This window comes from Streptomyces saintjeani (assembly GCF_055409605.1).
On sequence record NZ_CP189624.1, the window covers coordinates 3,595,845 to 3,620,782 of the forward strand.

General features: G+C 71.0%; 18 protein-coding genes. 9 read left to right on the plus strand and 9 right to left on the minus strand.

Annotation, left to right across the window (positions count from 1 at the left end):
- Nucleotides 1-45: 45 nt before the first annotated feature.
- The 4 genes from ACQCO7_RS16215 to ACQCO7_RS16230 all read right to left on the minus strand — a co-directional run bounded on the left by ACQCO7_RS16215 (nt 46) and on the right by ACQCO7_RS16230 (nt 5,169).
- Nucleotides 46-2,451, minus strand: a complete 2,406-nt coding sequence (locus tag ACQCO7_RS16215) for a HelD family protein (protein WP_464072502.1) — start codon at nt 2,449-2,451, stop codon at nt 46-48.
- A gap of 95 nt (nt 2,452-2,546) precedes the next feature.
- A complete protein-coding gene (locus tag ACQCO7_RS16220) occupies nt 2,547-3,326 on the minus strand; it encodes an anti-sigma factor family protein (protein WP_464072503.1) in 780 nt (259 codons plus the stop codon).
- Between the two features lie 62 nt (nt 3,327-3,388).
- Nucleotides 3,389-3,910 (minus strand): sigma-70 family RNA polymerase sigma factor, encoded by a 522-nt coding sequence (locus ACQCO7_RS16225; protein ID WP_010039908.1) that lies wholly within the window; start codon nt 3,908-3,910, stop codon nt 3,389-3,391.
- 674 nt (nt 3,911-4,584) lie between these two features.
- Nucleotides 4,585-5,169 (minus strand): CGNR zinc finger domain-containing protein, encoded by a 585-nt coding sequence (locus ACQCO7_RS16230; protein ID WP_464072504.1) that lies wholly within the window; start codon nt 5,167-5,169, stop codon nt 4,585-4,587.
- 332 nt (nt 5,170-5,501) lie between these two features.
- Between ACQCO7_RS16230 and ACQCO7_RS16235 the strand changes: the two genes are divergently transcribed.
- From ACQCO7_RS16235 to ACQCO7_RS16245, 3 genes are all read left to right on the plus strand, one after another.
- The gene (locus ACQCO7_RS16235) at nt 5,502-6,884 is read left to right on the plus strand and encodes a nitrate/nitrite transporter (protein WP_464072505.1); all 1,383 of its coding nucleotides are present in this window, start codon (nt 5,502-5,504) and stop codon (nt 6,882-6,884) included.
- A 175-nt stretch (nt 6,885-7,059) separates the two neighbouring features.
- The gene (locus ACQCO7_RS16240; RefSeq protein WP_464072506.1) at nt 7,060-8,208 is read left to right on the plus strand and encodes a uroporphyrinogen-III synthase; all 1,149 of its coding nucleotides are present in this window, start codon (nt 7,060-7,062) and stop codon (nt 8,206-8,208) included.
- A 612-nt stretch (nt 8,209-8,820) separates the two neighbouring features.
- Complete coding sequence (locus ACQCO7_RS16245) at nt 8,821-9,657, plus strand: hypothetical protein (protein WP_464072507.1); 837 nt, start codon at nt 8,821-8,823, stop codon at nt 9,655-9,657.
- Between the two features lie 66 nt (nt 9,658-9,723).
- Here the strand turns inward: ACQCO7_RS16245 and ACQCO7_RS16250 are convergent, their stop codons facing one another.
- The 5 genes from ACQCO7_RS16250 to ACQCO7_RS16270 all read right to left on the minus strand — a co-directional run bounded on the left by ACQCO7_RS16250 (nt 9,724) and on the right by ACQCO7_RS16270 (nt 16,732).
- Complete coding sequence (locus tag ACQCO7_RS16250) at nt 9,724-10,119, minus strand: hypothetical protein (RefSeq protein WP_464072508.1); 396 nt, start codon at nt 10,117-10,119, stop codon at nt 9,724-9,726.
- A gap of 195 nt (nt 10,120-10,314) precedes the next feature.
- Nucleotides 10,315-11,541, minus strand: a complete 1,227-nt coding sequence (locus ACQCO7_RS16255; RefSeq protein WP_464072509.1) for an acyltransferase family protein — start codon at nt 11,539-11,541, stop codon at nt 10,315-10,317.
- The gene (locus ACQCO7_RS16260; RefSeq protein WP_464072510.1) at nt 11,538-13,649 is read right to left on the minus strand and encodes a bifunctional polysaccharide deacetylase/glycosyltransferase family 2 protein; all 2,112 of its coding nucleotides are present in this window, start codon (nt 13,647-13,649) and stop codon (nt 11,538-11,540) included. Before ACQCO7_RS16260 ends, ACQCO7_RS16255 begins: the two co-directional genes overlap by 4 nt.
- A gap of 290 nt (nt 13,650-13,939) precedes the next feature.
- The gene (locus ACQCO7_RS16265) at nt 13,940-15,187 is read right to left on the minus strand and encodes a hypothetical protein (RefSeq protein WP_464072511.1); all 1,248 of its coding nucleotides are present in this window, start codon (nt 15,185-15,187) and stop codon (nt 13,940-13,942) included.
- A 579-nt stretch (nt 15,188-15,766) separates the two neighbouring features.
- Nucleotides 15,767-16,732 (minus strand): LysR family transcriptional regulator, encoded by a 966-nt coding sequence (locus ACQCO7_RS16270; RefSeq protein ID WP_464072512.1) that lies wholly within the window; start codon nt 16,730-16,732, stop codon nt 15,767-15,769.
- A 95-nt stretch (nt 16,733-16,827) separates the two neighbouring features.
- On the opposite strand from ACQCO7_RS16270, the gene ACQCO7_RS16275 reads away from it, so the two are divergent.
- The 6 genes from ACQCO7_RS16275 to ACQCO7_RS16300 all read left to right on the plus strand — a co-directional run bounded on the left by ACQCO7_RS16275 (nt 16,828) and on the right by ACQCO7_RS16300 (nt 24,882).
- On the plus strand, nt 16,828-18,348 hold the full coding sequence (locus ACQCO7_RS16275) for an MFS transporter (RefSeq protein WP_464072513.1): 1,521 nt from the start codon (nt 16,828-16,830) through the stop codon (nt 18,346-18,348).
- A 243-nt stretch (nt 18,349-18,591) separates the two neighbouring features.
- Entirely contained in the window at nt 18,592-19,884 is a 1,293-nt protein-coding gene (locus ACQCO7_RS16280) for an ABC transporter substrate-binding protein (RefSeq protein WP_464072514.1), read from the plus strand.
- Nucleotides 19,881-20,780, plus strand: a complete 900-nt coding sequence (locus ACQCO7_RS16285) for a carbohydrate ABC transporter permease (protein ID WP_464072515.1) — start codon at nt 19,881-19,883, stop codon at nt 20,778-20,780. Before ACQCO7_RS16280 ends, ACQCO7_RS16285 begins: the two co-directional genes overlap by 4 nt.
- A gap of 53 nt (nt 20,781-20,833) precedes the next feature.
- Nucleotides 20,834-21,598, plus strand: coding sequence for a carbohydrate ABC transporter permease (locus ACQCO7_RS16290; RefSeq protein ID WP_464077215.1), 765 nt, complete (start codon nt 20,834-20,836; stop codon nt 21,596-21,598).
- A 30-nt stretch (nt 21,599-21,628) separates the two neighbouring features.
- Nucleotides 21,629-23,881, plus strand: a complete 2,253-nt coding sequence (yicI, locus tag ACQCO7_RS16295; RefSeq protein WP_050369681.1) for an alpha-xylosidase — start codon at nt 21,629-21,631, stop codon at nt 23,879-23,881.
- Nucleotides 23,881-24,882, plus strand: coding sequence for a LacI family DNA-binding transcriptional regulator (locus ACQCO7_RS16300; RefSeq protein ID WP_464072516.1), 1,002 nt, complete (start codon nt 23,881-23,883; stop codon nt 24,880-24,882). Before yicI ends, ACQCO7_RS16300 begins: the two co-directional genes overlap by 1 nt.
- Nucleotides 24,883-24,938 lie beyond the last annotated feature (56 nt).

A 24,938-nucleotide genomic window follows, 5' to 3' on the forward strand; every position in this document is an offset into this window, starting at 1 on the left:
AACACCCGCCACCGAACCATTCCCGTCCGGGCAGTTCGCGGCGATCTAGTCCCGCAGCAGGTCCGGTACGCCGTTCCCGTCCGGATCGTCCCTCTCCGCCGATACGACCGTGAGCTGCTGTGTCGCACGGGTCAGGGCGACGTACAGGACGCGCAGGCCCGCCGGGGACTCGTCCGCGATCTCCGCCGGGGAGACGACCACCGTCGCGTCGTACTCCAGGCCCTTCGCCTCCAGGCTGCCGAGGGCCACCGCGCGGTCGCCGAGGCCGTCGAGCCAGCGGCGGGCCTCCTCGCGGCGGTTCATCGCCACGACGACGCCCACGGTGCCGTCGACCTGGTCCAGGAGACGCGCGGTCTCCTCACGGACCGTTTCGGCGAGGGTGCGCCGTACGACAGTGAAGCGGGGGACGATCCCCGTCGACCGCACCGCCCTCGGCGACTGGGCTCCCGGCATCGCCAGGGCCAGGACCTTCGCCGCGAGGTCGGCGATCTCGGCGGGGTTGCGGTAGTTGACGGTGAGGGTGAAGCGGCGGCGGGGGCGGGAGCCCAGGGCCTCGTCGCGGGCCTCGGCGGCCTCGTCGGGGTCGGACCAGGAGGACTGGGCGGGGTCGCCCACGACCGTCCATGTGGCGTGACGGCCTCGCCTGCCGACCATCCGCCACTGCATCGGCGTGAGGTCCTGCGCCTCGTCCACGATGACGTGCGCGTACTCCACCCGCTCCTGCGCGAGCCGCTCGGCGCGCTCGCGCTGCGACTCCTCGCGCACCGGCATCAGCTCGTCGAGGCCGGTCAGCTGGTCCAGGGGATCGAGGTCGCGCCGCTTCTTCGGCCTGGCCAAAGCGCCCAGGATCGCCTGGAGCTCGTCCAGCATCGCGATGTCGTGCACGGAGTGGCCGTCCCGCTTGAGGGACCGCGCGACGCGCCGTACCTCGCCGGGGTTCAGGATGCGCCGCGCCCAGCGTCCGAGCCGCCGCTCGTCGGCCATCGCCGCGAGGACGCCCTTCGGGGTCAGCTCCGGCCACCAGGCGTCCAGGAACGCGATGAACGCGTCCTCCGTCGACACGTCCTCGTCGAAGGAGAGCCGCAGTTCGGCGGCGAGTTCCGGGTCGGTGTGCCGGGTCGCCGCGCCGGACCGCTCCCAGAGCGCGTCCAGCAGGAGCTTGCGCGCGCGCGGGCGCAGGAGGTTGACGGGCGCGGTGCCGCTGAGCGCGGTGGCGCGTACGCGCTCCAGCTCGCCGGCCTCCAGTTCCAGGCGCCGGTTGAAGGCGACGACACGCAGGCGGGTGGGCGGACCGGCGTCGTACGGTTCCGGTTCTTCGCCGAAGGCGAGCTGTGCGGGGCGGCCGTTCTGGTTGCTCCGGTGCCGGGTGGCCGCGTAGGCGCCGCCGGGGCCCAGTTCCAGCGCGCCTCGCGCGGCCTTCCGCAGGACCTTCAGCATGCGGTACGAGCCCTTGGCGCGGGCGACGGCCGGGGAGTCGTACAGCGTGGCCTCCGCGCCGTCGACCAGGGAGCCGATCGCGCGGATCGCGACCTGGCCCTCCTCGCCGAGGGAGGGGAGGACGCCCTCCGTGTAGGCGACCAGCAGGGGGGTCGGGGAGACGATCAGGATGCCTCCCGCGTACCTGCGCCGGTCCTGGTAGAGGAGGTAGGCCGCGCGGTGGAGGGCCACGGCCGTCTTGCCGGTGCCGGGTCCGCCCTCCACGTACGCCACCGACGCGGCGGGCGCGCGGATGACCAGGTCCTGTTCGGCCTGGATGGAGGAGACGATGTCCCGCATCGAGTGCGTACGCGCCTGGCCGAGCGCGGCCATCAGCGCGCCGTCGCCGATCGCGGGGAGTTCCCCGCCGTCCAGGTACGCCGTCAGCTCCGGGCGCATGAGGTCGTCCTCGACGCCGAGGACGCGGCGTCCCTTGGAGCGGATGACCCGGCGGCGTACGACCCGTCCGGGGTCGACCGGCGTGGAGCGGTAGAACGGCGCGGCGGCGGGTGCGCGCCAGTCGATGACGAGGGGTGCGTACTCCTCGTCGAGGACGCCGATACGGCCGATGTGGAGCGTCTCGGCGATGTCGGCGGTGTTGTCGTCCCTGACCACGCCCTCGGCGGGTTCCACGGCGGTGTAGGCGCCGTCGGGCCCCTTCTTGCCGTCCTTGCCGAGGAGCAGGTCGATACGGCCGAAGAGGAAGTCCTCGAACTCGTTGTTCAGCCGGTTGAGATGGATCCCGGCGCGGAAGACCTGGGCGTCCCGCTCGGCGAGTGCGCCGGGCGTGCCGACCTGGCCGCGCTGGGACGCGTCGCGCAGCAGGAACTCCGCCTGGTGGATCTTCTCCTCCAAGCGCCGGTAGACCCGGTCGAGGTGTTCCTGTTCGACGCGGATCTCGCGGTCCCGTACGGAATCCCGCTCCGTGTCGGCCGCTGATCCGAGCGCGGTCTCCTGTTGAGCCTGAGCGGCCACCGGGCCCCCTTCTGACGTGCTGGGCAGCCGTCAACCGTACGCGAAGGGGGCCCCGTGGTGGAAGTCACGCGCGCATGTGCGCTCGGGCTGTGCGCTCAGGCGTCGATCTGGACGAGCTTCTTGCCGTCCAGGGTGACGACCTCGAAGTGGTCGATCTGGTCGGGCGTCATGGACGTACCGCCCATGACGTACAGCGGGTTGCGGGCCTGCTCGGTCTTGGCGTCCGGGAGGCCGTAGCCCCAGTCCGGGACGGCCCAGGTGGAGACGGTCTCCTTCTCGCCGTTCTTGCCGACGGCGATCAGGGCGCACTTCTGCGGACCGGTCACGTTCTTCAGTTCGATCACGGCCTCGGTGCCCCACGCCTTCTTGGCGGTGGCGACGGTGCCGGTGACCTTCGTGGACGCGTCGGTCGCGGTCGTCTTCGCGGAGAGCGTGCCGAAGACGTCCTTCGCGGGGTTCGCGGAGGCGACCACGCCCGTCTTGGTGCCGCCGTCGTCGTTGCCGCCGGTCGCGGCCATCACGCCGAGCGGGCCGCCGATGATGAGCGCGGCAGCGGCTGCGACCAGGAAGAACGAGCGGCGGCGTTTGACCGCGCGCCGGTCGGCGACCTCGTCGACCAGCCGCTCGACCAGGCGCGGGCTGGGCTTGGCGGAGAGCGACTCGCCGATGGCGGGGGTGCCGGTGCCCGGGAGGTCCGCGAGCGCGGCGAGCATCGGTTCCATGCCGGCCAGCTCGTCGAGCTGCTGGGCGCACCATTCGCAGCCCGCGAGGTGGGCCTCGAAGGCGGTCGCCTCGGCGTCGTCGAGGATGCCTAGGGCGTAGGCGCCGACGGTCTCGTGCTCGTTGGGAGCGGGGGCTCCCTGCCTGGGGCTCATGGGTCCAGACATACCCGGACCACCTGTGCCGAATCCGCCGCCCTGTCCCCCGTACACACTCATCACGCCGTCACCCCCCGCTCCTCCAGAGCCAGCTTCATCGAGCGCAGGGCGTAGAACACCCTGGAACGGACGGTGCCGCTGGGAATGCCCAGGGTCTCCGCCGCCTCGTTGACGGTACGCCCCTTGAAGTACGTCTCGACGAGCACCTCCCGGTGGGCCGGGGTCAGGTCGTCCAGCGCGTCCGACAGGGTCATCAGCCACAGCGCCTTGTCGATCTCGTCCTCCGCGGGGATGACCTCCAGCGGTGACGGGTCGACCTCCTGCGGCCGGGCCTGCCGGCTGCGGTGTCCGTCGATGACGATGCGCCGGGCGACCGTCACCAGCCAGGGGCGTACCGATCCGGTGGCTCGATTGAGCTGTCCGGCGTTCTTCCAGGCACGGATGAGTGTCTCTTGTACGACGTCCTCGGCGCGTTGGCGGTCTCCGGCGACCAGGCGCAGGACATAGGCGAGTAGAGGTCCGGCGTGTTCCCTATAGAGGGCACGCATCAGCTCCTCATCAGGTTCCGAGGGCTGGGACATGCGATGTCGGGCCCTCGATCCACGTTCATTGGCCACGACGGAATCCTTGCGCACGCCCACCTCCGATGTCCGGGGGTTCCCCCAGTCGGTCGCTCCGCCACGAGTACGGGCGGGGGTGCGGGAGTGTTCAAGGGGCTCGACATTTTTCCTCGCGGTGCCGTGACGAGGTGGACATGGACGCACATTCCCACCCTCGGTTCTTCACATTTCCGCCACATCGACAAGATCGCGCCACGTGCCCTCGCGTCGCACAAGTGAAACGGAGTGTTGTCGAAATCACTTCGACCGGCTCGTGGGATCGATGCGGCGTTTCGCGGCGAAAGGTTCATGCGGGACAGGTCGAGGGGTGCTTGACGGTACGTCAGGGGTCGCGCCCATGCCTTGTCCGTGCGAACCGGCGTCCACGGAGCGGGATTTCACGGGCTGTCCGCTGGGTTACCGGGTGGCGAACGTGAGTTGGCGTGGCCTTATGCGATGGCGGTGGACTTGCAAGCACCCTTGTGGCCGGGTCGGGGGTGTCAGCCCGTCAGGCCGGCCCACCCGCCGGCGGGTCGGGGTGGCGAAATCCCGCCGCTGAAGGTGAGCTTCCGGGCGGGGATCAGCGGACTGGGGCGGGGCGGAAGGGCTCGGATTTCATCGCCGGGCGACAGAAGTCGTCACGTACGGGGGGAGGTTCACGCCCTCGCCAGTGCCGTTCTGCGGCGGTGGCGGGCCACCCTCTCGCGGTTGCCGCAGGTTTCGCTGGAGCACCAGCGGCGGCGACGGCCTCGGGAGGTGTCCAGGTAGACGATGGGGCAGTTGTCGCCCTCGCACTGGCGGAGCGCCGAGCGGGAGGCGGGGTCGGTGAGGAGGTCCAGGGCGTCGCGGGCGATGGTGGCGAGGAGGGCGGGGCAGGTCGGGGGGTCGAGGAGCTGTTTCGTGAGGGTGCCGTCGAGGAGGACAGCGCGGGGGGCCGGTGGGGCGGGGCGGGCGGCTTCGTTGAGGTGGGCGAGGGGGCGGTCGTACGGCGTCCCGCCGGGCTGGAGGCTTGCCTGGACCAACCTCCCCACGGCGCCCCTGAGTTCACGGAACGCCACCAGCCAGGTCGTGTCGACGCGCACCAGTGGCGTCCCGGCGGGGACCAGTCCGACTCCGGAGATCCATCCGGCCAACGCGCCCACGTCGTCGAGGCGTTCATGAGGGTGACTGGTCGCCAGAAGGTCCAGACACACGCGTCCCGCGTCGAACCGGGGCGCGTAACTCCCCACACGCAGTGCCATAAAGCCTGTCACCACCCAGAGACGGACAGAGAACACCCGCCGGGCCCCGCCAGATCCCGGCACCCTCCACAGTGCCTGCCCTCCCTTCCTCCCGAAACCCCTCCCACCTCGTTTCCGCCGCGGAGCCCGCTCCACCGGAAGCCGGACGGCGGAAAGCCGCCCGGGGCCCCTCATCGGCGTACCCCGCACCCGCACGGCGCGGACCTCTCAAACCATCCCCCCGCGCGGTGAGACCAACGTTCCCTTCCGGTCACCGGCTGGCACAGCCTGGAAATGCGTGATCCCTACCTTCGGGGACAGCAGCGGAGCCCAGGACCCACCGTGGAGGCGTGATGACATCCCCCGGCATTGAGAAGACAGCGACCCGAAGGGGGCGCTGGATCGAGGAGTGGGACCCGGAGGACGAGGCGTTCTGGGAGGCCGGCGGGGAGAAGACCGCCCGCCGGAACCTGCTGTTCTCCGTGCTGTCGGAGCACATCGGGTTCTCGATCTGGACGCTGTGGTCGGTGCTGGTGCTGTTCATGGGCCCGGAGTACGGCCTCACCCCGGCGGACAAGTTCCTGCTGACGTCGATGGTGACGCTGGTCGGCGCGGTGGTCCGCGTCCCGTACACCTTCGCGGTGGCGGTCTTCGGCGGCCGGAACTGGACGATCGTCTCGGCGGCGCTGCTGCTGATCCCGACGGTCGCGGCGTTCACGGTGATGGAGCCGGGCACGTCGTTCGGCACGTTCCTGCTGGTCGGCCTCCTCGCGGGGATCGGCGGCGGAAACTTCGCCTCGTCGATGACGAACATCAACGCGTTCTTCCCGCTCCGCAAGAAGGGCTGGGCCCTCGGCCTGAACGCGGGCGGCGGCAACATCGGCGTACCGGTCATCCAGCTGATCGCGCTCGCGGTGATCGGCGCGAGCGGCGGTCCGAGGGTCCTGCTGGGCATCTACATCCCGCTGATCGTGATCGCCGCGACGCTGGCCGCGCTGTACATGGACAACCTGACGTCCGTGAAGAACGACACCGGCGCGGCGGTCGACGCGGCGAAGGACGGTCACACCTGGATCATGTCGTTCCTGTACGTCGGCACGTTCGGCTCGTTCATCGGCTACTCGTTCGCCTTCGGCCAGGTCCTGACGAACCAGTTCGGCCGTACGCCTCTCCAGGCGGCGTACCTGACGTTCATCGGCCCCCTGCTGGGCTCGCTGATCCGCCCGGTGGGCGGCTGGCTGGCGGACCGGTACGGCGGTGCGCGCATCACCCTGTACAACTACATCGGCATGGCGGCGGCGACGGCGGCGCTGATCGTGGCGAGCATCCAGAAGTCGCTGCCGTTCTTCGTCGCCGTGTTCGTGGTCCTGTTCGTCCTGACGGGCCTCGGCAACGGTTCGACGTACAAGATGATCCCCGGCATCTTCCAGACGAAGGCGCTGGCCAAGGGCCTGGAGGGCGAGGAGGCTGCGGCGTACGGCCGGCGGCTGTCGGGCGCGTCGATGGGCCTGATCGGGGCGGTCGGAGCGCTGGGCGGCGTGGGCATCAACATGGCGTTCCGCCAGTCGTTCCTGTCGTACGGCTCCGGCACGGGCGCGTTCGTCGCGTTCCTCGCGTTCTACGCGGTGTGCTTCCTGGTGACGTGGGCCGTATACCTTCGCCGGCCGGCGGGGCGGATCACCGCCCCGGATTCGGCTTCGGAGACGAAGCCGCAGCTCAGCTACGCGAAGGTGTGACGTAACACGGGCGACACCGACCGGAACCGAGCCTGTCACGCGGCGTTGACAGGCTCGTCGGTCTACGGGTGCCGGCGCTTCATGGGCGGCGTCCCGCGAGGCTTCGCCGCTTCGCGGGATTCGTGAGATTTTCATCGCGGGGACACCCGGGGCTCCGAGCGGGACGAGAGTGACTATGTACGACGAACAGCGACCGGAACACGGTCCCCTCGCCGGCTTCACCGTCGGCGTGACCGCCGCGCGCCGCGCCGAGGAGCTGGGCACGCTGCTCCAGCGCCGGGGCGCGGCCGTCGTCCACGCGCCCGCGCTGCGGATCGTGCCGCTGGCGGACGACAGCGATCTGCTGGCCGCGACGAAGGACCTCCTCGGCCAGGCGCCGGACATCGTCGTCGCGACGACGGCGATCGGCTTCCGGGGCTGGATCGAGGCGGCGGACGGCTGGGGTCTGGGCGAGCCGCTGCTGGCCCGGCTGTCCACGGTGGAGCTGCTGGCGCGCGGCCCCAAGGTGAAGGGCGCGATTCGCGCCGCGGGGCTCACGGAGGAGTGGTCGCCGTCCAGCGAGTCGATGGCGGAGGTGCTGGACCGGCTGCTCGAACAGGGGGTGGAGGGGCTGCGGATCGCCGTCCAGCTGCACGGGGAGCCGTTGCCGGGGTTCGTGGAGGCGCTGCGGGTCGCGGGGGCGGAGGTCGTGGGGGTGCCGGTATACCGCTGGATGCCGCCGGAGGATCTCGCGCCGCTGGACCGGCTGCTGGACGCGGTGATCTCGCGGGGGCTCGACGCGGTGACGTTCACGAGCGCTCCGGCCGCGGCTTCGCTGCTGTCGCGTGCCGAGCGGCGGGGGCTGCTCGGCGAGCTTCTGGCGGCCCTTCACCACGACGTCCTTCCCGCGTGCGTGGGGCCGGTGACCGCGCTTCCCCTTCAGGCGGCGGGAGTCGACACCGTCCAGCCCGAGCGGTTCCGGTTGGGGCCGCTGGTCCAACTGCTGTGCCAGGAGCTGCCGGGGCGGGCCCGGGCCCTGCCCATCGCCGGGCACCGGGTCGAGATCCGGGGGCATGCGGTGCTGGTGGACGGGGAGTTGAAGCCGGTGCCGCCGGCCGGGATGTCGCTGCTGCGGGCGTTGTCGCGGCGGCCGGGGTGGGTGGTGGCCCGGGCGGATCTGCTGCGGGCGTTGCCGGGGGCGGGGCGGGATGAACATGCCGTCGAGACGGCTATGGCTCGGTTGCGTACGGCGCTTGGGGCGCCGAAGTTGATTCAGACGGTGGTTAAGCGGGGGTATCGGTTGGCTGTGGATCCGGCGGCTGATGCGAAGTATTCGGACGCGTGAGGGGGGTGGGGCGGCGGGGGGTCAAGGGGGGCGGCGTGGGGGGAGTTGAGGGGGTAGTGGGTCGGGGGGTGTCGGCGCTGGGGCTGGGAGGTGTTCGAGGGCGCCGGCGGGTCGGGGGTGCGGGTTCGGGGCGCCGACGGGTCGGGGGTGCCGACGCCGGGGCCGGGAGGTGTTCGAGGGCGCCGGCGGGCCGGGAGTGCAGGTTCGGGGCGCCGGAGGGTCGGGGGTGCCGACGCCGGGGCCGGGATGTGTTCGAGGGGAGCGGCGGGCCGGAAGGTGCGGGTTCTGGGCAGCGGCGGGTCGGAGGGGGCGGCAGGGGTGAGGGCCCTGGCGGGGTGGGGGCAGCGGCGGTTCGAGCAACGGCGGTCCGGGCGCTGGCATCGGCGGGCCGGGCGGTCCGGGCGTCGAGTTCGGGGCAGCGGCGGGCCGGAGGCAGGGGTGAGGGCCTTGCCGGGGTCGGGGGCAACGGCGGGCCCGGCGCTGGCATCGGCATCGGCATCGGCATCGGCATCGGCATCGGCATCGGCATCGGCATCGGCGGAATGTCGAGGGGGACGAACGTCTGCGGGGCTTCCGGCGTCTCAGTCTCGACCGAGGCACTGGAGGCCCCCTATGCGCCGCTCTCTTGTTCTGGCCCTCGTGGCCCTGACGATGCTGACGGGCGCCTGCGGCACCGAGCATCCGTCGCAGTCCGCCCGCCCCTCCGAGAACCCGGCGGAACGCGCCGCGCGGGCCCGGCAGGTGGCCGCCGCGTGGAACGGCTCGCGGGCGGCGGCGAGTTGGCGTGCCGGGTACCACCCGCTGGGTGACTGGACGGCGCTGCCCAAGGGGCTCACGGACCCGCTGGTCACCCTTCGGACGACGCTCCCCGCGCTCCCCCGCCCCGACGCCGAGGTCAGGTGGCCGGACGGTTCGACGCTGCGGGCTCCGCTCATTCCGGCGAGCACCGCGTACGAGGCGCTGGGCCGGTACGAGGGCCCGCTCGCACAACTTCCGGTCACCGCCGTGACGTTGGGGACGATGCCCCTCCAGACGAGCCGGGGCCCCGCAACCGTCCCGGCGTGGCTGTTCACGGTGGAGGGGTACGCCGAGCCGATCAGGAGGGCCGCGGCACGCCCCTCGGCTCGCCCCAAGTCGCCGATAGGGGAGGCGAGTTCAGCGGGGCTCGGGAATCAGGTGGAGAGCGTCCGGGGCTCGGCCCTGACCATCGTCGCACCGCACGGCTCCTGCGACGACGGCATCAAGGTGGAGGCGCTGGAGACGCCGGGGAGTGTGGTCCTGACGTCGTACACGGTGAACCCCAAAGAGGGCGCGTGCACAGCCGATTTGAAGATGGAGCGGGTGAAGGTGACCCTGGACGGGCCCCTGTCCGACCGGGTCCTGCTGGACGCGGCCACGGGCGCACCGATGCCGTACGACACGAACGGCCTGTCCCCGACCTGGAGTTGACGCCCTGCCCCGGGGAGGGGTGACCCGAACCGAAGGCCACCCCTTCCCACGTCACTGCCTCACAGCTCAGATGATCCGCCGAGGCGCGTCGAACTGGTCCACCGGCGCCACGGGGCAAGCCGCCGACGGCCCACCGAGGACGTTCCCGCCCACGCCCTCCGCGTTCGGCACCGCACACCGCAGATCGACGTTGACCAGCGGAGCCCCGTACGTGTTGAGGATGCCGCTGGCGTCCCCGCCGATCGCCGTGTCCCCGTTACGCGTGGCGAAGTCGGACGCGGTGCCGCTCCCACTGGCCGTGTCCCCATAGGCGACACGAGCCGCGTGGTTCATCTCCCCGGCGTTGGTGGCGGTCATGTTCTCCGCCCCCACCCCCGCGGAGGTGGTCGCCGAGGCAACCCCCGTGGCCGCCATCGTCGCAGCGGACGCCAACGCCGCCCCAGCCAGAACCTTCTTGATCACAACTCTCTCTTGTCCGGCGAATCCGAAAAAATAACGATCGCTATTGATCAGCGAACGTCACCGACCAAAAGATTCCGATCACCAGGGGTCACGCGCCATCACCGCAACGGGCTACCCCGATACGGCCATCTGGCCACCTCGGACGAAAACCCCCAGCTCACCCGCTCCCACCCCCTGCGGCTTACGCCCCCAGGACTACCGCCTCCGCCCCCGGCTGCCCTTCGCCCGCCCGTCCGGCCACAGGGTCGGTCTGCGGCCCGCCGCGAGATCCTCCGCCCACCCGAAGGCCAGCACGCACAGGGCCGTGAGGAGCCAGGTCAACGGGAGGACGGGCCATGGGGAGTTGAGGAGCCAGACGGCGTGGGATTCGAGGTAGGGGATGTTCCAGGCGTGGTCCCAGAGGGGTTCGGCGATGGCGATGCAGAGGTTGTGCCAGAGGTAGATCGTGACGGCGCGGGAGTTGAGGAGGGTGATCAGGCCGTCCCAGCGGCGCAGGGCGGGGGGCCAGGTCCGCCAGCTCGGGCTCAGGTGGAGGAGGAGCAGGACCGTCGCGAAGGACCAGAGGGACTGGGCGAAGGGCATGTCGTCGAGGTCGTGGTCCTGGTGGAGATCGTGCGCGAGGGCATACCAGAGAGCTACGGCGGCGACGGCCGGGGCGAGGGAGGGGACGGTGTAGCGGGGGAGCTTCTGGAGGACGCCCTGGTGGTGGGCCATACCCAGGAGCCAGCAGGAGCCGAAGGTCGCGAAGTCGGTGAGGGTGGAGTCGAGGCGCCAGCTCGTGGTGGTGGCCGAGGTGAACTCCAGGCCCGCCGAAAGGACGAGGGGCGCCAGGATCGTGGGCCAGGGAGCCGCGCGCAGGGCCCGGCGCAGGAGCGGGGAGAGGAGGACGAACCAGAGGTAGGCCCTGATGTACCAGAGGGGTACGCCCAGAGCGGTGGGCCAGTCGTCCGCCACGAGGCCCTGGATGCCGTGGGAGACCTCGGCGTACGGGGGGTCGCTGAGCGGGAGGACCCAGTACCCGAGATGCAGCCACCACCAGGCCGGGTGCCCCTCCTCCCCGGGACCCCAGCCCGCGAGGACCATGCCGGTCACCCCGATCACTCCCAGGAGCCACAGGGGCGGGAGCAGCCGTCGCAGGCGGCCCCGGATCACCTCGGGTCCGGAGCGTTTACCGAGGGAGCGGGACATCAGGTTGCCGGCGAGGGCGAACATCACGCCCATGGAGGGGAAGACGATGGGGAGCCAGGCCCAGCCCATGAGGTGGTAGAGGACGACACGGAAGAGGGCGACGGCCCGGAGGAGGTCGAAGTACCGGTCCCGGCCGCCTTTTTGGGGCGCCGGTGAGTCCGGCTCCTGCTCGACGACCGGCATCTTCTCGGTGTCCCGGCCCCCCAGTTCGGGCCTGTCCGACGTACTCGTCATGCCCGGCCTCCGCTCTCCGCCGCCAACTTCCCCGGGGGCGCGGCGACTTGGCCCTTGCGGCGCAGTTTCTGCCAGCGCAGCCGGCCGCCCGTGAGCGCCGTGATCCAGGACTGGAGCAGGACGATGTACATCAGCTGCCGGTAGAGGATCTGCTGGAGCGGCAGGGAGATCAGCGGGGTGAGGCGTTCGCGGTCGAGGGCGAACGCGTAGGCCGCGCAGGCCCCTTGGACCGCGAGAACGCCGAACCAGGCCGCGATCGTCCTGCCGGTCGGGCCGAAGACGAGGCCGTAGACGAGGAACAGGTCGATCAGCGGGGCCAGGAGCGGCGCGACGACCATGAACAGCGAGACCAGCGGCAGGCCGACCCGTCCGAAGCGGCCCGAAGGACCCCGTTCGACGACGGCCCGGCGGTGCTTCCAGATCGCCTGCATCGTGCCGTAGCACCAGCGGTACCGCTGCGACCAGAGCTGCTGCACCGACTCCGGCGCCTCGGTCCACGCGCGCGCGTTCTCCGCGTAGACGACCCGCCAGCCGTCGCGGTGCATGGCCATGGTGATGTCGGTGTCCTCGGCGAGCGTGTCGTCGCTCATCCCGCCGACCCGCTCCAGCGCGGTACGCCGAAATGCCCCTACGGCGCCGGGAATCGTGGGCATGCAGCGCAGTACGTCGTACATCCGGCGGTCCAGGTTGAAGCCCATCACGTACTCGATGTGCTGCCAGGCCCCGATGAGGGTGTCCTTGTTGCCGACCTTGGCGTTCCCGGCGACGGCTCCGACGCGCGGATCGGCGAAGGGCTGGACCAACTCCCGTACGGTGGACGGCTCGAAGACCGTGTCGCCGTCCATCATCACGATGATGTCGTGCGAGGCGTTGGCGAGCCCCCGGTTGAGCGCGGCCGGTTTGCCCGCGTTGAGCTGACGGACCACCCGTACGCCGGGCAGGGCGAGTTCCTCGACGATGCGGGCGGTGCCGTCGGTGGAGCCGTCGTCGACGACCAGGATTTCTATGGGGTGTTCGCTCCCGATCAGGGAACGCACCGTGTTCTCGATGCACTTGGCCTCGTTGTACGCCGGGACCAGCACCGTCACGGGTTCGGTGACCGGCGCGTCCGGGCCCCAGCTGAAGCCGCGGCGCCGGGTGCGGCGGGTGTGCGCGGCGGAGAGCAGCAGCATCAGGCCGAAGCGCGCGAAGACCAGGAAGCCGATGACCGCGAGGCCGACGACGAGGACGCCGGTGAGGCTGTCGGAGGCGGTGACGAGGGCCGTCCACGCCTTGCCCTTCCACAACTCGGCGCCGGTGACCGGGATATGGGCGCTCGGGGCGTTCAGAGCCTCGGTGAGGTTCTGGAACTTGTAGCCCTGGCCCTGGAGTTGAGGCAGGTAGCGGTCGAGCGCCTGGACCGTCTCGTGCCGGTCGCCGCCCGAGTCGTGCATCAGGACGATGCCGCCTTTCCCTTTGCGCGGCGTGGAGTTGGCGATGATCCTGGCGACTCCGGGCTTCTGCCAGTCCTCGCTGTCGACGCTCGTGAGGACGGTGAGGTAGCCCCGGCTCCCCACGTAACGCACGACCGGCCACGAGTTGTCGTCCAGCGCATCGGCCGTGGAGGAGTACGGCGGCCGGAAGAGCGAGGTGCGGATGCCGGCCGCGCCCGCCAACGCCAGCTGGTTCTGGGTGAGTTCCCAGTCGATGCGGGACCTGGACTGGTAGGAGAGGTCGGGGTGGTTGAAGGTGTGCAGGCCGATCTCGTGGCCCTCCTCGGCCATCCGCCGGACCAGGTCGGGGTAGCGGGACGCCATGGTGCCGGTGATGAAGAAGACGGCGTGGGCGCGGTGCGCCTTCAGGACGTCCAGGACCTCGGGCGTCCAGCGCGGGTCGGGGCCGTCGTCGAAGGTGAGGACGATCCGCCGGTCCGGGATGTCCATGCTGGTCGTCCGGCCGCCCCGGGTGTCCACGACCGGGCCGCCCGCCAGGATCTTCTCCGGCACCGTGTCGGCCGTCGCCTCGGGGCGTACCCGGTAGTCCGCGAGGATCTCGCTGTGCACGTAGCCGCGCAGCATCAGCATCGCCATCACCGCGCAGAGCAGGAGGAGCGGGAGCAGGTGGCGCATGGGGAGGAAACGGCGGCGGGACGGGGAGGGGGGTGGAGCCGACGGGGGTATGGGAGGGGGTCCCTGGTATGACGCCGTCGGTGGTAGTCCGTCGGCGACGGCCGGAGTGGCCGGGGCAGCCGTAGTACCCGTAGCACTCGTACTGCCCGTCATACCCGTAGTACCTGAGGCCCCCCGCTTCCGACGTGTCATCCCCCTACGGCCTGAGGAGGACCCCGACGAGCGGTGCGAGGGTAGGGCTGAGGAACCGGTCGACCCCTGTGCGAATCGCCGGTTTGCACGTGAACCCATCAGGAGACGCCCTCCACGGAACCGGCGGGAGCCGCCGCGGCCAGCGCCTTGCGCGCCACGAACACCCCGGCCCCGGACCCCGGCGCGCTCTGCGGCGCGTCGATGTTCGCGGCCAGGGCGGCCCCGGGGTCACCGGAGACACCGGACGCCGAACCACCGGAGCCGGTACCGCCCGAGCCGACGCCGCCTGAACCGGCACCGCTCGAACCGCTGTCGCCCGCCCCGGCACCGCCGGGCCCGCTGCCCCCGGACACGGACGCCGGTGTCACCCGGCCCGACGACGCGGGCGACGACACCGGCGAGGCCCCCGCAACCGACGGCCCCGCGCCCGTGCCCCCGCCGCCCGAGGCCCCGCCCGAGGTCCCGCCCGAGGTCCCCGCCCCGGACGCCTGCCGCTTCTCGCTGACCCCCTGCGACGCCGAAGCGTCCGGCGACGGATCCGGCGAGGGCGCCGCCGAGGAGGGCGGCGGGGACGACACCGCCGGGCTGCTGCCGCCCGGCGAAGGGCTGCCGCTGCCGACCCCGGGCCCCGGCCCGGTCCCCGGCCCGGTCGCGCCGGCGCTCGGCGAGGCCGCCACCGAGGAGGACGGCCGGGGCGTAGGACCCGTAGTACCCGAGGCGGACGGCCCCGGCGTCGCGCCGGGGGCCCTGGTCGTCGTACCGGAGGCGGTCGCCGACGAGGTACCGCCGGGGGTGGAGACGTCGTCCGGCGCGCCTGGCTCCGACGTACTGGGGGTACGGGTCGCCTCGACCTGGCTCGCGGGCTTGTTGTCGTCGCCGGGTCCGGGGAGCGGCAGCCAGGGGGCGCCCGCGTTGCCGGAGAGGAGGGTGCCGACGATGACGGCCGCGTAGGCGCCGCACGCCAGGCCGACGGCGAGTCCGAGGCGCCGGAAGGTACGGCTGCGGCGGCCCGACTCGTCGACGAACACGGGGCGTTCGGACGCCTCGCCGTCGGGCTTGGCACCGCCGCGCAGGGGGTCTAGCTGGACAGTCACCTCGCCGGGGTCGTGGCCCTCGGCAGCAGCGTCGGCCTTGCCGTCCGCGCCTCGGCCGTCCCGTGCACCCCGTCCCTCCGGAGAGCCACCCCCACGGTGAAGCTCCCCATCGGCCCCCGTCCGACGCCCCGCGCCGTCCCCGGCACGCCGGCTCCGGGGAGCCACCGGCCAGCCGCCCGCGTCCGCGTCCCCGGTCGCGCCCTCGTTCCCGGCGCCGCCCGGCGTCGTACCCGTACGACGTCCGGGGGACACCCCATGAGACCCGTACCCCCCAGGTACCCCCGCGGGCTTCTCCCCCCACGGGTCCCGCCCCACCGGCGCGGCTCCGAAAGCCGATTCCACCAGCCCGGCGGAGTCCGGTACCCGCGTCGAGGGGTCCGGTGCCCGTCGGCCGCTGCCGAGGATCTCGTCCGGGAACCCCTCCCATCCGGTACCGGCCGACAAGGCCGGCGAGGGCGACTCGCCCGACTGCCCGGATATCTCACGCCGTTCACCGGCGGACGCCCCCGCCTCGGGCAAGCGCGGGGACACCGCCCTGTCCGGGAACTTCTGGGTCCCACCTCCGACCGCCGCGACCCCTTGGGTCGGCGGTGCCGGGTCGGGCCATTCCGGTTGGGCTTCTTCTGGCCATTTCTTCACGTGCGTACTTCCCCCCACGGGAGCACCCCGGAATCGCTCCGGGTCCGTCCCTGGAACAGTTGTGGGCGTGTGTTCGACTGCCGAGCACACGTCGCACAACCAGGCCCCCACCCGGTTCACACGCCCCCGATGTCTCTCCGTGCTCGGGGCGCCGAATCTAGCGCAGCGGATGCGCGCCGCGTGCGCGATGTGTCATTTGTATGTGGATGCCATGCCCATGTCGATGGCTGAAATCCATCCATCGGCCGGGACCTCCAACCATGATTCCTCGACCGCGAGTTCGAGCACGGATTGACGCAGTGCAGCCAAGATCGGATGGACCAGCCCCTTTCGCCACACGAGTGACACCGGGGACAAAGGGACGGGCTCGACGAGCGGTCGCCGGACCGTCCCCGGCATGGCCGGAAACCCCTCCACGGCGAGCACCGGCCAGCCGGACCGGGCCATGACACGCCGGAACTCCTCCTCCCCCACGGCCATCGGAACCGGCGGCGCGACCCGGACTCCCCGCCCCTCGAACAACTGCCGGGCCAGGTCGGTCCATTCGGGGGTACGGGGATTTCCGGCGCCCGCGTAGACCTCCTCCCCCGCCAACTCCCGTACGGGCACGGCGTCCCACGAGGCCAGCCGGTGTTCCTCGGGGAGGAGGACGGCCATGGGCTCGTACCGGACGAGCTGGTGGTCGAGCCGGGCCCGCAGCGCGGGGGCGAGTCCCGCGTACCTTCCGAACGAGGCGTCCAGGCGTCCCGCGATCATCTCGGCGGCGGCCCAGGTCAGCCCGCTCTCGAAGCGGGCCATCAGCTCATGGTCCGGGGCGAGTCGGCGCGCTCGCTCCAGGACCAGCGAACCGGTGCGCAGGCCGGGCGAGTTGAGGTCGACCAGCAGGGGGCGGGGCCGGCCGAAGGCGGCGCGCAGTTCCTCCTGCGCGTCCAACACCCGCTGGGCGTACGGGAGAAGGCGTTCACCGTCCGGCGTCAGGGTCACCTGGCGTGTCGTACGGACGAACAGGTCGGCCCCCAACTCCCGTTCCAGTCGCCGTACATCGCGGCTCAGCGCCTGCTGGGCGACGAACAGGCGTGCGGCGGCCCGGGTGAAGTGCAGTTCCCCGGCCACGGCGAGGAAGACGCGGAGCAGGCGGGGGTCGAGATCCTGGGGCATCCGGCGAACGTAACAAGGACTCACAACACAGGCGCGTGAATAAGCGCGGGACAGGTGTTGGACCGGATGATCATCGCCGTACGACCGTTGACGGCATGCCCCACGTCCACCAAAAACCACCACGAACCCCCCGCACCGCCCACCGCACCCCCGGCCCCTACCGCCGCCTCCTCTCCCACCCCGGCGCCCGCGCCTTCACCGCCGGGAACCTCGTCGCCCGCCTCCCCTCGGGGATGTTCGGCGTCAGCGCGGTGATGATGATCGCCGACGCGCACGGGTCGTACGCGCTCGCGGGCGCCGTCAGTGCGACGGGCCTCGCGGCGACGGCAGTTGCCGCCCCGTGGGTCGCCCGGCTCGTCGACCGGCGCGGTCAGGCCCAAGTCGCCGTACCCGCCGCGCTGTTCGCCGCACTCGGGTCCATCGCCCTTGTGCTGTGCGTCCGTTACGACGCCCCGGTGTGGACGTTGTTCGCCGCGTACGCCGCGACGGCGAGCACCCCCAACACGGGCGGCATGTCCCGCGCCCGCTGGGCCCACCTGCTCGCCGGGGACGAGGAAGCCCTGCACACCGCGAACTCCTTCGAGCAGGCGGCGGACGAACTCTGCTTTCTGCTGGGCCCGTTGACCGCGGCGCTGCTGTGCGCGAACGTCTTCCCCGAGGCCGGCACGCTCACCGCAGCCGTCCTGCTCGTCACCGGCATCCTCCTGTTCGCCGCCCAGCGCGAGACCGAGCCCCCACCGCACGCCCGCCCCTCGGCCAAATCCCCGCTCACCGCCCCCGGCATGCCACCCCTCCTCGCCGCCTGCCTCTGCCTGGGCGCGGTCTTCGGCGCGACCGAGGTCGTGACGGTCGCCTTCGCGGACGAAGCGGGCCACCGAGCCGCCGCAGGGCTGGTGTTGGGCCTCCAGGCGGGCGGATCGGCGCTGGCGGGGCTGGTGTTCGGCGCGATGACGGGCCACGGCGAAGGAGCCTCCGGCAAGGGCCGACGGATGTCCAGGACCGGGGCGGCCTCCGGCAAGGGCCGACGGACGTCCAGGACCGGAGCAGCCTCCGGCAAGGGCCGACGAACACCCAAGACCGGGGCAGCCTCCGGCGAGGGACATCCGACCCTCCGGACCGAACCGACGCCCGGCAAGGAACACCCCGTCGAACCGAGGCCCGGCAAGGGACACCCCGTCGCGGACAGGCAGACCTCCGAGACCGCCCCGACCCCCAACTCCACCCCAGCCGCCCGCCGTTACCCCTGGTGCATCGCCGCCATGGCCACCCTCCTCACCCTCCCCCTCCTCGCCGCAACCCTCACCGGCTCCCTCGCCCTCCTGGCCCTCGCCCTCCTCGTCTCCGGTGCCGCGACCGCCCCCACGATGATCACCGGCATGACCCTGGTCCAGCAGCACACCCCCGAAGGCCGCCTCAACGAGGGCATGACCCTCGCGGTCACCGGCCTCCTCGGCGGAATCGCCGCGGGCAGCGCGCTCGGCGGCTGGGTGGCGGACCACACCTCCCCCACGACCGGCTACGGCCTACCGGTCGCCGCGGCGTGCGCGGCACTGCTGGTCACGCTGACGCGGCGAGCCAGGAACACCGGACGCGCCACGCCGACCACGACCCCGTAACCAACACCCCCGGCGACAAGGCACAACAACAGCCCACCCACCCCCAACCCCTCCCCGATGCCCCCGTCATAATCGAAACGCTTCCCTCATTCCCTGCCACCCCCATTGACGCACCCGCACCCACCCAATAACTTCCTCCGTCGAAGCGCTTCGACGTCACGCATCGAATCGATTCGACGAACACCCGCGTGACGCCGGCCAGGCCCAGCCCGAAGACCCATCCGACTCCCTTGGAGAACCTGGATGTTGACGGCACGACGGCGGACACTGACGACAGCGGCGGCACTGAGCACGGCTCTTCTCCTCGCGTCCTGCGGAGGCTCGGGAGGGGGTGGATCGGACGGGAACACCCTGCGCCTGTGGCACTACGAGGCCCCCAACAGCGCGATGGGGGCGGCGTGGACGGAGGCGATCAAGGAGTTCGAGGTCCAACACCCCGGCGTCAAGGTGAAATTCGAGGAGAAGAGCTTCGAGCAGATCCAGAAGACGGCCCCGATGGTCCTCAACTCCTCGGACGCACCGGACCTGATGGAGTACAACAAGGGCAACGCGACGGCGGGCCTCCTCTCGAAGCAGGGCCTGCTGACCGACCTCACCCCGGAGGTGACGAAGCGGGGCTGGGACAAGCTGCTGGGCCCGGGCGTCCGCACGACCAGCCAGTACGACACCAACGGCGTGATGGGTTCGGGCAGTTGGTACGGCATCCCGAACTACGCCGAGTACACGATGGTCTACCTCAACAAGGACCTCTTCAGGAAGTACTCCGTCCAGGTGCCGACAACGTTGGCTCAACTCACGTCGGCCTTGCAGAAGTTCAAGGACAAGGGCGTCACCCCGCTGGCCAACTCGGGCGCGGAGTACCTCGCCCACCAGTACCTCTACCAGCTGGCCCTGTCGAAGGCGGACCGCTCCTGGGTCGACGCCTACGAGCTGTACAAGGGCAAGCCCGACTTCCACGACGCGGCCTGGACGTACGGCGCCGAGACGTTCGCGGACTGGGTCGAGAAGGGCTACATAGCCAAGAGTTCGAGCGGTACGACGGCCGAGCAGGCGGGCGTCTCCTTCCTCCAGGGCAAGGCACCGATCCTGTTCTCGGGGAGCTGGTGGTACGGCCGCTTCCAGTCGGAGGCGACGTTCGACTGGGGCACGACCCTGTGGCCGGAGTCGAAACTCACGCTCGGCTCGGGCGGGAACCTCTGGGTCGTGCCGAAGAGCGCGAAGAACAAGCAACTCGCCTACGACTTCATCGACATCACCCTGTCGAAGAAGATCCAGAACCTGCTCGGCAACAAGGGCGGCGTACCCGTCGCGGCGGACCCGAACGCGATCACCGACCCCAAGTCGAAGCAACTCATCACGGATTTCACCACGTTGAGCGCCCGTGACGGCCTCGCCTTCTACCCCGACTGGCCGGTACCCGGCTTCTACGACGTCCTGGTCTCGGAGACGCAGAAACTGATCACCGGCAGCGAGAAGCCCGAGGAGTACCTCGACGCGGTGAAGAAGGCGTACGACAAGGGTGTCCCGTCCTCATGACGGCTCCGCGCCGCTCGGCGCCGTACGCGCTCTTCCTGGTCCCCGGCGTCCTCGCGTTCCTCGCGGTCGTCATCGTGCCGTTCCTGATGAACACCGGTGTGAGCTTCACGAGTTGGCAGGGCGTCGGCACCCCGGAGTGGTCCGGTCTCGCCAACTACCGGGAGCTGCTGGACGATTCGGCGTTCTGGGAGTCGTTCCGGCACAGCCTGTTCATGGTCGTGGCGATGGCGGCGCTGCCCACGGCCGCCGGACTCGTCCTGGCCGCCGCCCTGTTCGACTACGTCGGCAAGCACTTCGGCAGCAGGGTCACGACGATTCTGCGGGCCTGCTTCTACCTGCCGCAGGTGCTGCCGATCGCGGTCGCGGGCATCGTGTGGAGCTGGATCCTCGCCCCGGACAACGGCTCGCTCAACGAACTCCTCGGCGCCATCGGCCTGTCGAGCTGGGAGCAGGACTGGCTGGGCGACCCGGACCTCGCGCTCTACAGCGTCATGGGCGTCATGGTCTGGGTCCAACTCGGCTTCCCGCTCGTGGTGTTCATGGCCGGGCTCGAACGCGTCGATCCCCAGCTGCACGAGGCGGCCGAGCTGGACGGCGCGGGCTGGTGGCGCCGCTTCTGGCACATCACGCTGCCGCAGATCCGCCCCGAGATCTCCGTCGTGCTGACCTGGTGCACGATCGCCGCGCTCAAGGTGTTCGGCGCGGTGTACGTCCTGACGAAGGGCGGGCCGGGCGGGGCGACGGACGTGCCGTCGTACTTCTCGTTCACCACGTTCTTCGAGAAGACGCAGGTCGGGTACGGGGCCGCGATCTCGACGGTGCTGACGGTACTGATCCTCGCGCTCTCGCTGATCGCGCTGAGACTCCAGAACAGGCAGGAAGAGGCGCCGAGTTGAAAGCACTGAAGCGTTATCCCGTCCTCCTCGCCCTCTGTGTCGCCGCCCTCTTCATGATCACCCCCTTCCTCATCGTCACCCTCAACGCCTTCAAGTCCCCCGCGGAGTACGCCCAGAACGGCCCTCTCAGCCTCCCCGACGGCCTCTACCTCGACGGCCTCAAAAGCTTCTGGACCCGCGTCGACTACACCCAGAAGCTCGTCAACTCCACCCTGATCAGCGGCTCGGTGGCGATCCTCGCGACCCTCCTCTCCCTCCTCAACGCCTACGCGATCGGCATCGGCCGCATCAAGGGCCGCCCCTGGATCCTCGCCTTCTTCGTCCTGGCGAACGTCGTCCCGCAGGAGGCGCTGGTCTACCCCGTCTACTACCTGAGCAAGCAACTCGGCCTGTACGACACGAGGGTGAGCGTCATCATCGTGTTCACGGTGATCCAGGCGGCGTTCGGCACGTACCTCCTGTCGGCCGTCCTCGGCAGGTTCCCGCGCGAGGTGGTCGAGGCGGCGCACGTGGACGGCGCGAACAAGTGGCAGGTGCTGTGGCGGATCGTCGTACCGATGAGCCGCCCCACCCTCGGCGTCCTGCTGGTCTTCTTCTTCGTGTGGACGTGGAACGAGTTCCTGCTCCCGCTGGTGATGCTGATCTCGAACGACAACCAGACGGTGTCGGTCGCGCTCGGCGTCCTCCAGGGCCAGCGCCTGATGGACGCCACGATGACCAACGCGGCTGCCCTGCTGGGTGTGTTGCCGGCGCTCGTCTTCTTCCTTGTCTTCCAGCGCACGCTCACCCGCGGGATAGCCGTGGGTGCCGTCAAGTAAGGACCACTCCGTCAAGTAAGGGGCCTCCACGTGAAGTTCACCGATGGTTACTGGCTGCTGCGCGACGGGATCACCGCGGCCCACCCCGCCGAGGTGCTCGACGTCGCCGCGTCGGACGGCACGCTGGAGATCCACGCGCCGACCCAGCCCATCCGCCACCGCGGCGACCTGCTGAAGGGACCGGTCGTGACGATCAGCGCGCACACCCCGATGCCCGACGTCATCGGCGTCACCTTCGCCCACTTCCGGGGCGACCGCCCGCCCTCACCGCAATTCGACCTGACCGCCGAGGAGTTCACCCCTCAGCTGTCCTACGAGGAGGACCACGCGACCCTCACCTCCGGCGCCCTGTCCCTGAAGGTCACCCGCAGCGGCCCCTGGCACCTGGACTTCCGCGCCGACGGCCGCTCGCTCACCTCCAGCGGCCCCAAGGGCATGGGCATCATGCGCGACACCCGCACCGAGGCCCACTATCTGCGCGAGCAACTCGCCCTGGGTGTAGGGACATCGGTGTACGGACTCGGCGAACGGTTCGGCCCGGTCGTCAAGAACGGCCAGGTGGTGGACATCTGGAACGCCGACGGCGGCACGGCCACCGAACAGGCGTACAAGAACACGCCGTTCTACCTCACCGACGCCGGGTACGGCGTCTTCGTCGACCACCCGGGCAAGGTGTCCTTCGAGGTCGGCTCCGAGGCGGTCTCCCGGGTCCAGTTCAGCGTCGAGGCCCAGGAGTTGACGTACTACGTCATCCACGGCCCCACCCCGAAGGACATCCTGCGCAAGTACACCGCCCTCACCGGCCGCCCCGCGCTCCCGCCGGCCTGGTCGTTCGGGCTGTGGCTGTCGACCTCGTTCACCACCTCGTACGACGAGGAGACCGTCACCTCGTTCATCGAGGGCATGCGGGCACGCGAACTCCCCCTGTCCGTCTTCCACTTCGACTGCTTCTGGATGCGCGAGCTGAACTGGTGCGACTTCGAGTGGGACCCGCGCGTCTTCCCCGACCCGGAGGGCATGCTGGCCCGGCTGAAGGCGAAGGGGCTGCACGTCTGCGTATGGATCAACCCCTACATCGCCCAGCGCTCCCCGCTGTTCGCGGAGGGCAAGGAGCTGGGCCACCTCCTGAAGCGGCCGGACGGCAGCGTCTGGCAGTGGGACCTGTGGCAACCCGGCATGGCCCTGGTCGACTTCACCGATCCGGCCGCCCGCGACTGGTACGCGTCGAAGCTGGAGAAACTCCTCGACCAGGGCGTCGACTGCTTCAAGACCGACTTCGGCGAGCGCGTCCCGACGGACGTGGCCTGGTCCGACGGCTCCGACCCGGAGCGCATGCACAACTACTACACGTACCTCTACAACCGCACCGTCTTCGACGTCCTGCGCAAGCACCGCGGCGAGGGCGAGGCGGTCCTCTTCGCCCGCTCGGCCACAACAGGCAGCCAGAAGTACCCCGTTCACTGGGGCGGCGACTGCGAGTCGACGTACGAGGCGATGGCCGAGTCGCTGCGCGGCGGCCTGTCGCTCGGCCTGTCCGGGTTCGGCTACTGGAGCCACGACATCGGCGGCTTCGAGGGCACCCCGACCCCGGCCCTGTTCAAACGCTGGCTCGCCTTCGGCCTGTTGTCGTCCCACAGCCGCCTGCACGGCAGCTCCTCGTACCGGGTGCCGTGGCTCTTCGACGACGAATCCGTCGACGTACTACGGCTGTTCACGCGGCTGAAGCTGCGGCTCATGCCGTACCTGTACGAGGCGGCGCGCACCGCGCACGAGGAAGGGGTGCCGGTGATGCGCGCGATGGTCCTGGAGTTCCCGGACGACCCCGGGTGCGCGCATCTGGAGCGCCAGTACATGCTGGGCGGCGACCTGTTGGTGGCGCCGGTCTTCAACGACGAGGGAGACGTGCGGTACTACGTCCCCGAGGGCGACTGGACCGACTTCTTCACCGGCCGCACCGTCACCGGCCCGCGCTGGGTGCGCGAGACGCACGGGTTCCTGAGCGTCCCGCTGCTGGTGCGCCCCGGCGCGGTGATCCCGGTGGGCGCGCACGCCGACCGGCCCGACTATCCGTACGCCGACGGGGTCACCCTGCGGACGTACGGCCTGGAGCGGGGAGCCCAGGTGACCGTGCGCGCCGGGGAGGTGAGCTTCACCGTCGTCCGGGAGGGGAACACGCTGCGGGCCTCCTCCAGCGATCCGGTGGCGCCCTGGTCGCTCGCCGCCGGGGACCGGGTGGCGCGGGCGGAGGCCGGATGCGGCTTCCTGACGGTGGAGCTGGGCTGATGGTCAAGATCACCGATGTGGCGCGGCTGGCCGGGGTCTCCCCGAGCACGGTGTCGTACGCGCTGAGCGGCAAGCGGCCGATCTCCGAGCAGACCCGGCGCCGGGTCCAGGACGCCATCCGCGACCTCGGCTACCGGCCGCACGCCGGTGCCCGCGCGCTGGCCAGCAGCCGCTCCAACGTGCTCGCCCTCGTCGTCCCCCTGCGCGCCGGGATGCACGTACCCGTCGTCATGCAGTTCGTGGGGTCGGTGGTGACGGCCGCGCGGCGGTACGACCACGACGTGCTGCTCCTGACGCAGGAGGAGGGCGAGGAGGGGCTGCGGCGCGTCGCGGACACCGCGCAGGTGGACGCGCTGATCCTCATGGACGTACAACTCCACGACCCCCGGCTGCCGTTGCTGCGTTCGCTGGAGCGGCCGACGGTGATGATCGGGTTTCCGCTCAGCCCGCAGGGGCTCACGTGTATCGACCTGGACTTCCGGGCGGCGGGCGAGGCGTGCGTCGAGCATCTCGCCCGGCTCGGGCACCGGACCGTCGCGCTGGTGGGGTCGCCGCCCGAAGTGTACGTCCGGCAGACCGCGTTCGCGCAGCGCGTCGTCCAGGGGTTCACCGCCGCCGCCGACCGCGCCGGGCTCCAGTCCGCCGTGCACCCCTGCGAGGCGAGCCCCGCCGCCGCCCGCCGGGTCGCCGAGCGACTGCTGCGCGAGCAACCGGCGTTGACCGGGGTCGTCGTCCACAACGAGGCGGTGCTCGAACCGCTCATCGAGGCGTTCCGCCGGCTCGGGCTGAGCGTCCCCGGCGACCTCTCCGTCATCGCGATCTGCCCCGCCGACCTCGCGGAGCACCTCCAGGTCACCGCCGTCGCCCTGCCGTCCGGCCAGGTCGGCACGCGGGCGGTGGAGTTGCTGATGGACAAGCTCGCGGGGGAGCCGGTGTCGGAGGCGACGCTGCTGCCGGCGGCGCTCACGCCGAGGGCGAGTACGGCGCCCCGGCACGCGTGAGGAGAAAAGCCACAGGCCCCGCCGCTCGAAAGCGACGGGGCCTGTGGCCACATGGG

Coding starts and splice junctions, on each gene's coding strand:
- ACQCO7_RS16220 (WP_464072503.1), bottom strand. CDS start 3,326: ATGAGCCCCAGGCAGGGAGCCCCCGCTCCCAACGAGCACGAGACCGTC.
- ACQCO7_RS16225 (WP_010039908.1), bottom strand. CDS start 3,910: ATGTCCCAGCCCTCGGAACCTGATGAGGAGCTGATGCGTGCCCTCTAT.
- ACQCO7_RS16230 (WP_464072504.1), bottom strand. CDS start 5,169: ATGGCACTGCGTGTGGGGAGTTACGCGCCCCGGTTCGACGCGGGACGC.
- ACQCO7_RS16235 (WP_464072505.1), top strand. CDS start 5,502: ATGACATCCCCCGGCATTGAGAAGACAGCGACCCGAAGGGGGCGCTGG.
- ACQCO7_RS16240 (WP_464072506.1), top strand. CDS start 7,060: ATGTACGACGAACAGCGACCGGAACACGGTCCCCTCGCCGGCTTCACC.
- ACQCO7_RS16245 (WP_464072507.1), top strand. CDS start 8,821: ATGCGCCGCTCTCTTGTTCTGGCCCTCGTGGCCCTGACGATGCTGACG.
- ACQCO7_RS16255 (WP_464072509.1), bottom strand. CDS start 11,541: ATGACGAGTACGTCGGACAGGCCCGAACTGGGGGGCCGGGACACCGAG.
- ACQCO7_RS16260 (WP_464072510.1), bottom strand. CDS start 13,649: ATGCGCCACCTGCTCCCGCTCCTCCTGCTCTGCGCGGTGATGGCGATG.
- ACQCO7_RS16270 (WP_464072512.1), bottom strand. CDS start 16,732: ATGCCCCAGGATCTCGACCCCCGCCTGCTCCGCGTCTTCCTCGCCGTG.
- ACQCO7_RS16275 (WP_464072513.1), top strand. CDS start 16,828: ATGCCCCACGTCCACCAAAAACCACCACGAACCCCCCGCACCGCCCAC.
- ACQCO7_RS16280 (WP_464072514.1), top strand. CDS start 18,592: ATGTTGACGGCACGACGGCGGACACTGACGACAGCGGCGGCACTGAGC.
- ACQCO7_RS16285 (WP_464072515.1), top strand. CDS start 19,881: ATGACGGCTCCGCGCCGCTCGGCGCCGTACGCGCTCTTCCTGGTCCCC.
- ACQCO7_RS16290 (WP_464077215.1), top strand. CDS start 20,834: ATGATCACCCCCTTCCTCATCGTCACCCTCAACGCCTTCAAGTCCCCC.
- ACQCO7_RS16300 (WP_464072516.1), top strand. CDS start 23,881: ATGGTCAAGATCACCGATGTGGCGCGGCTGGCCGGGGTCTCCCCGAGC.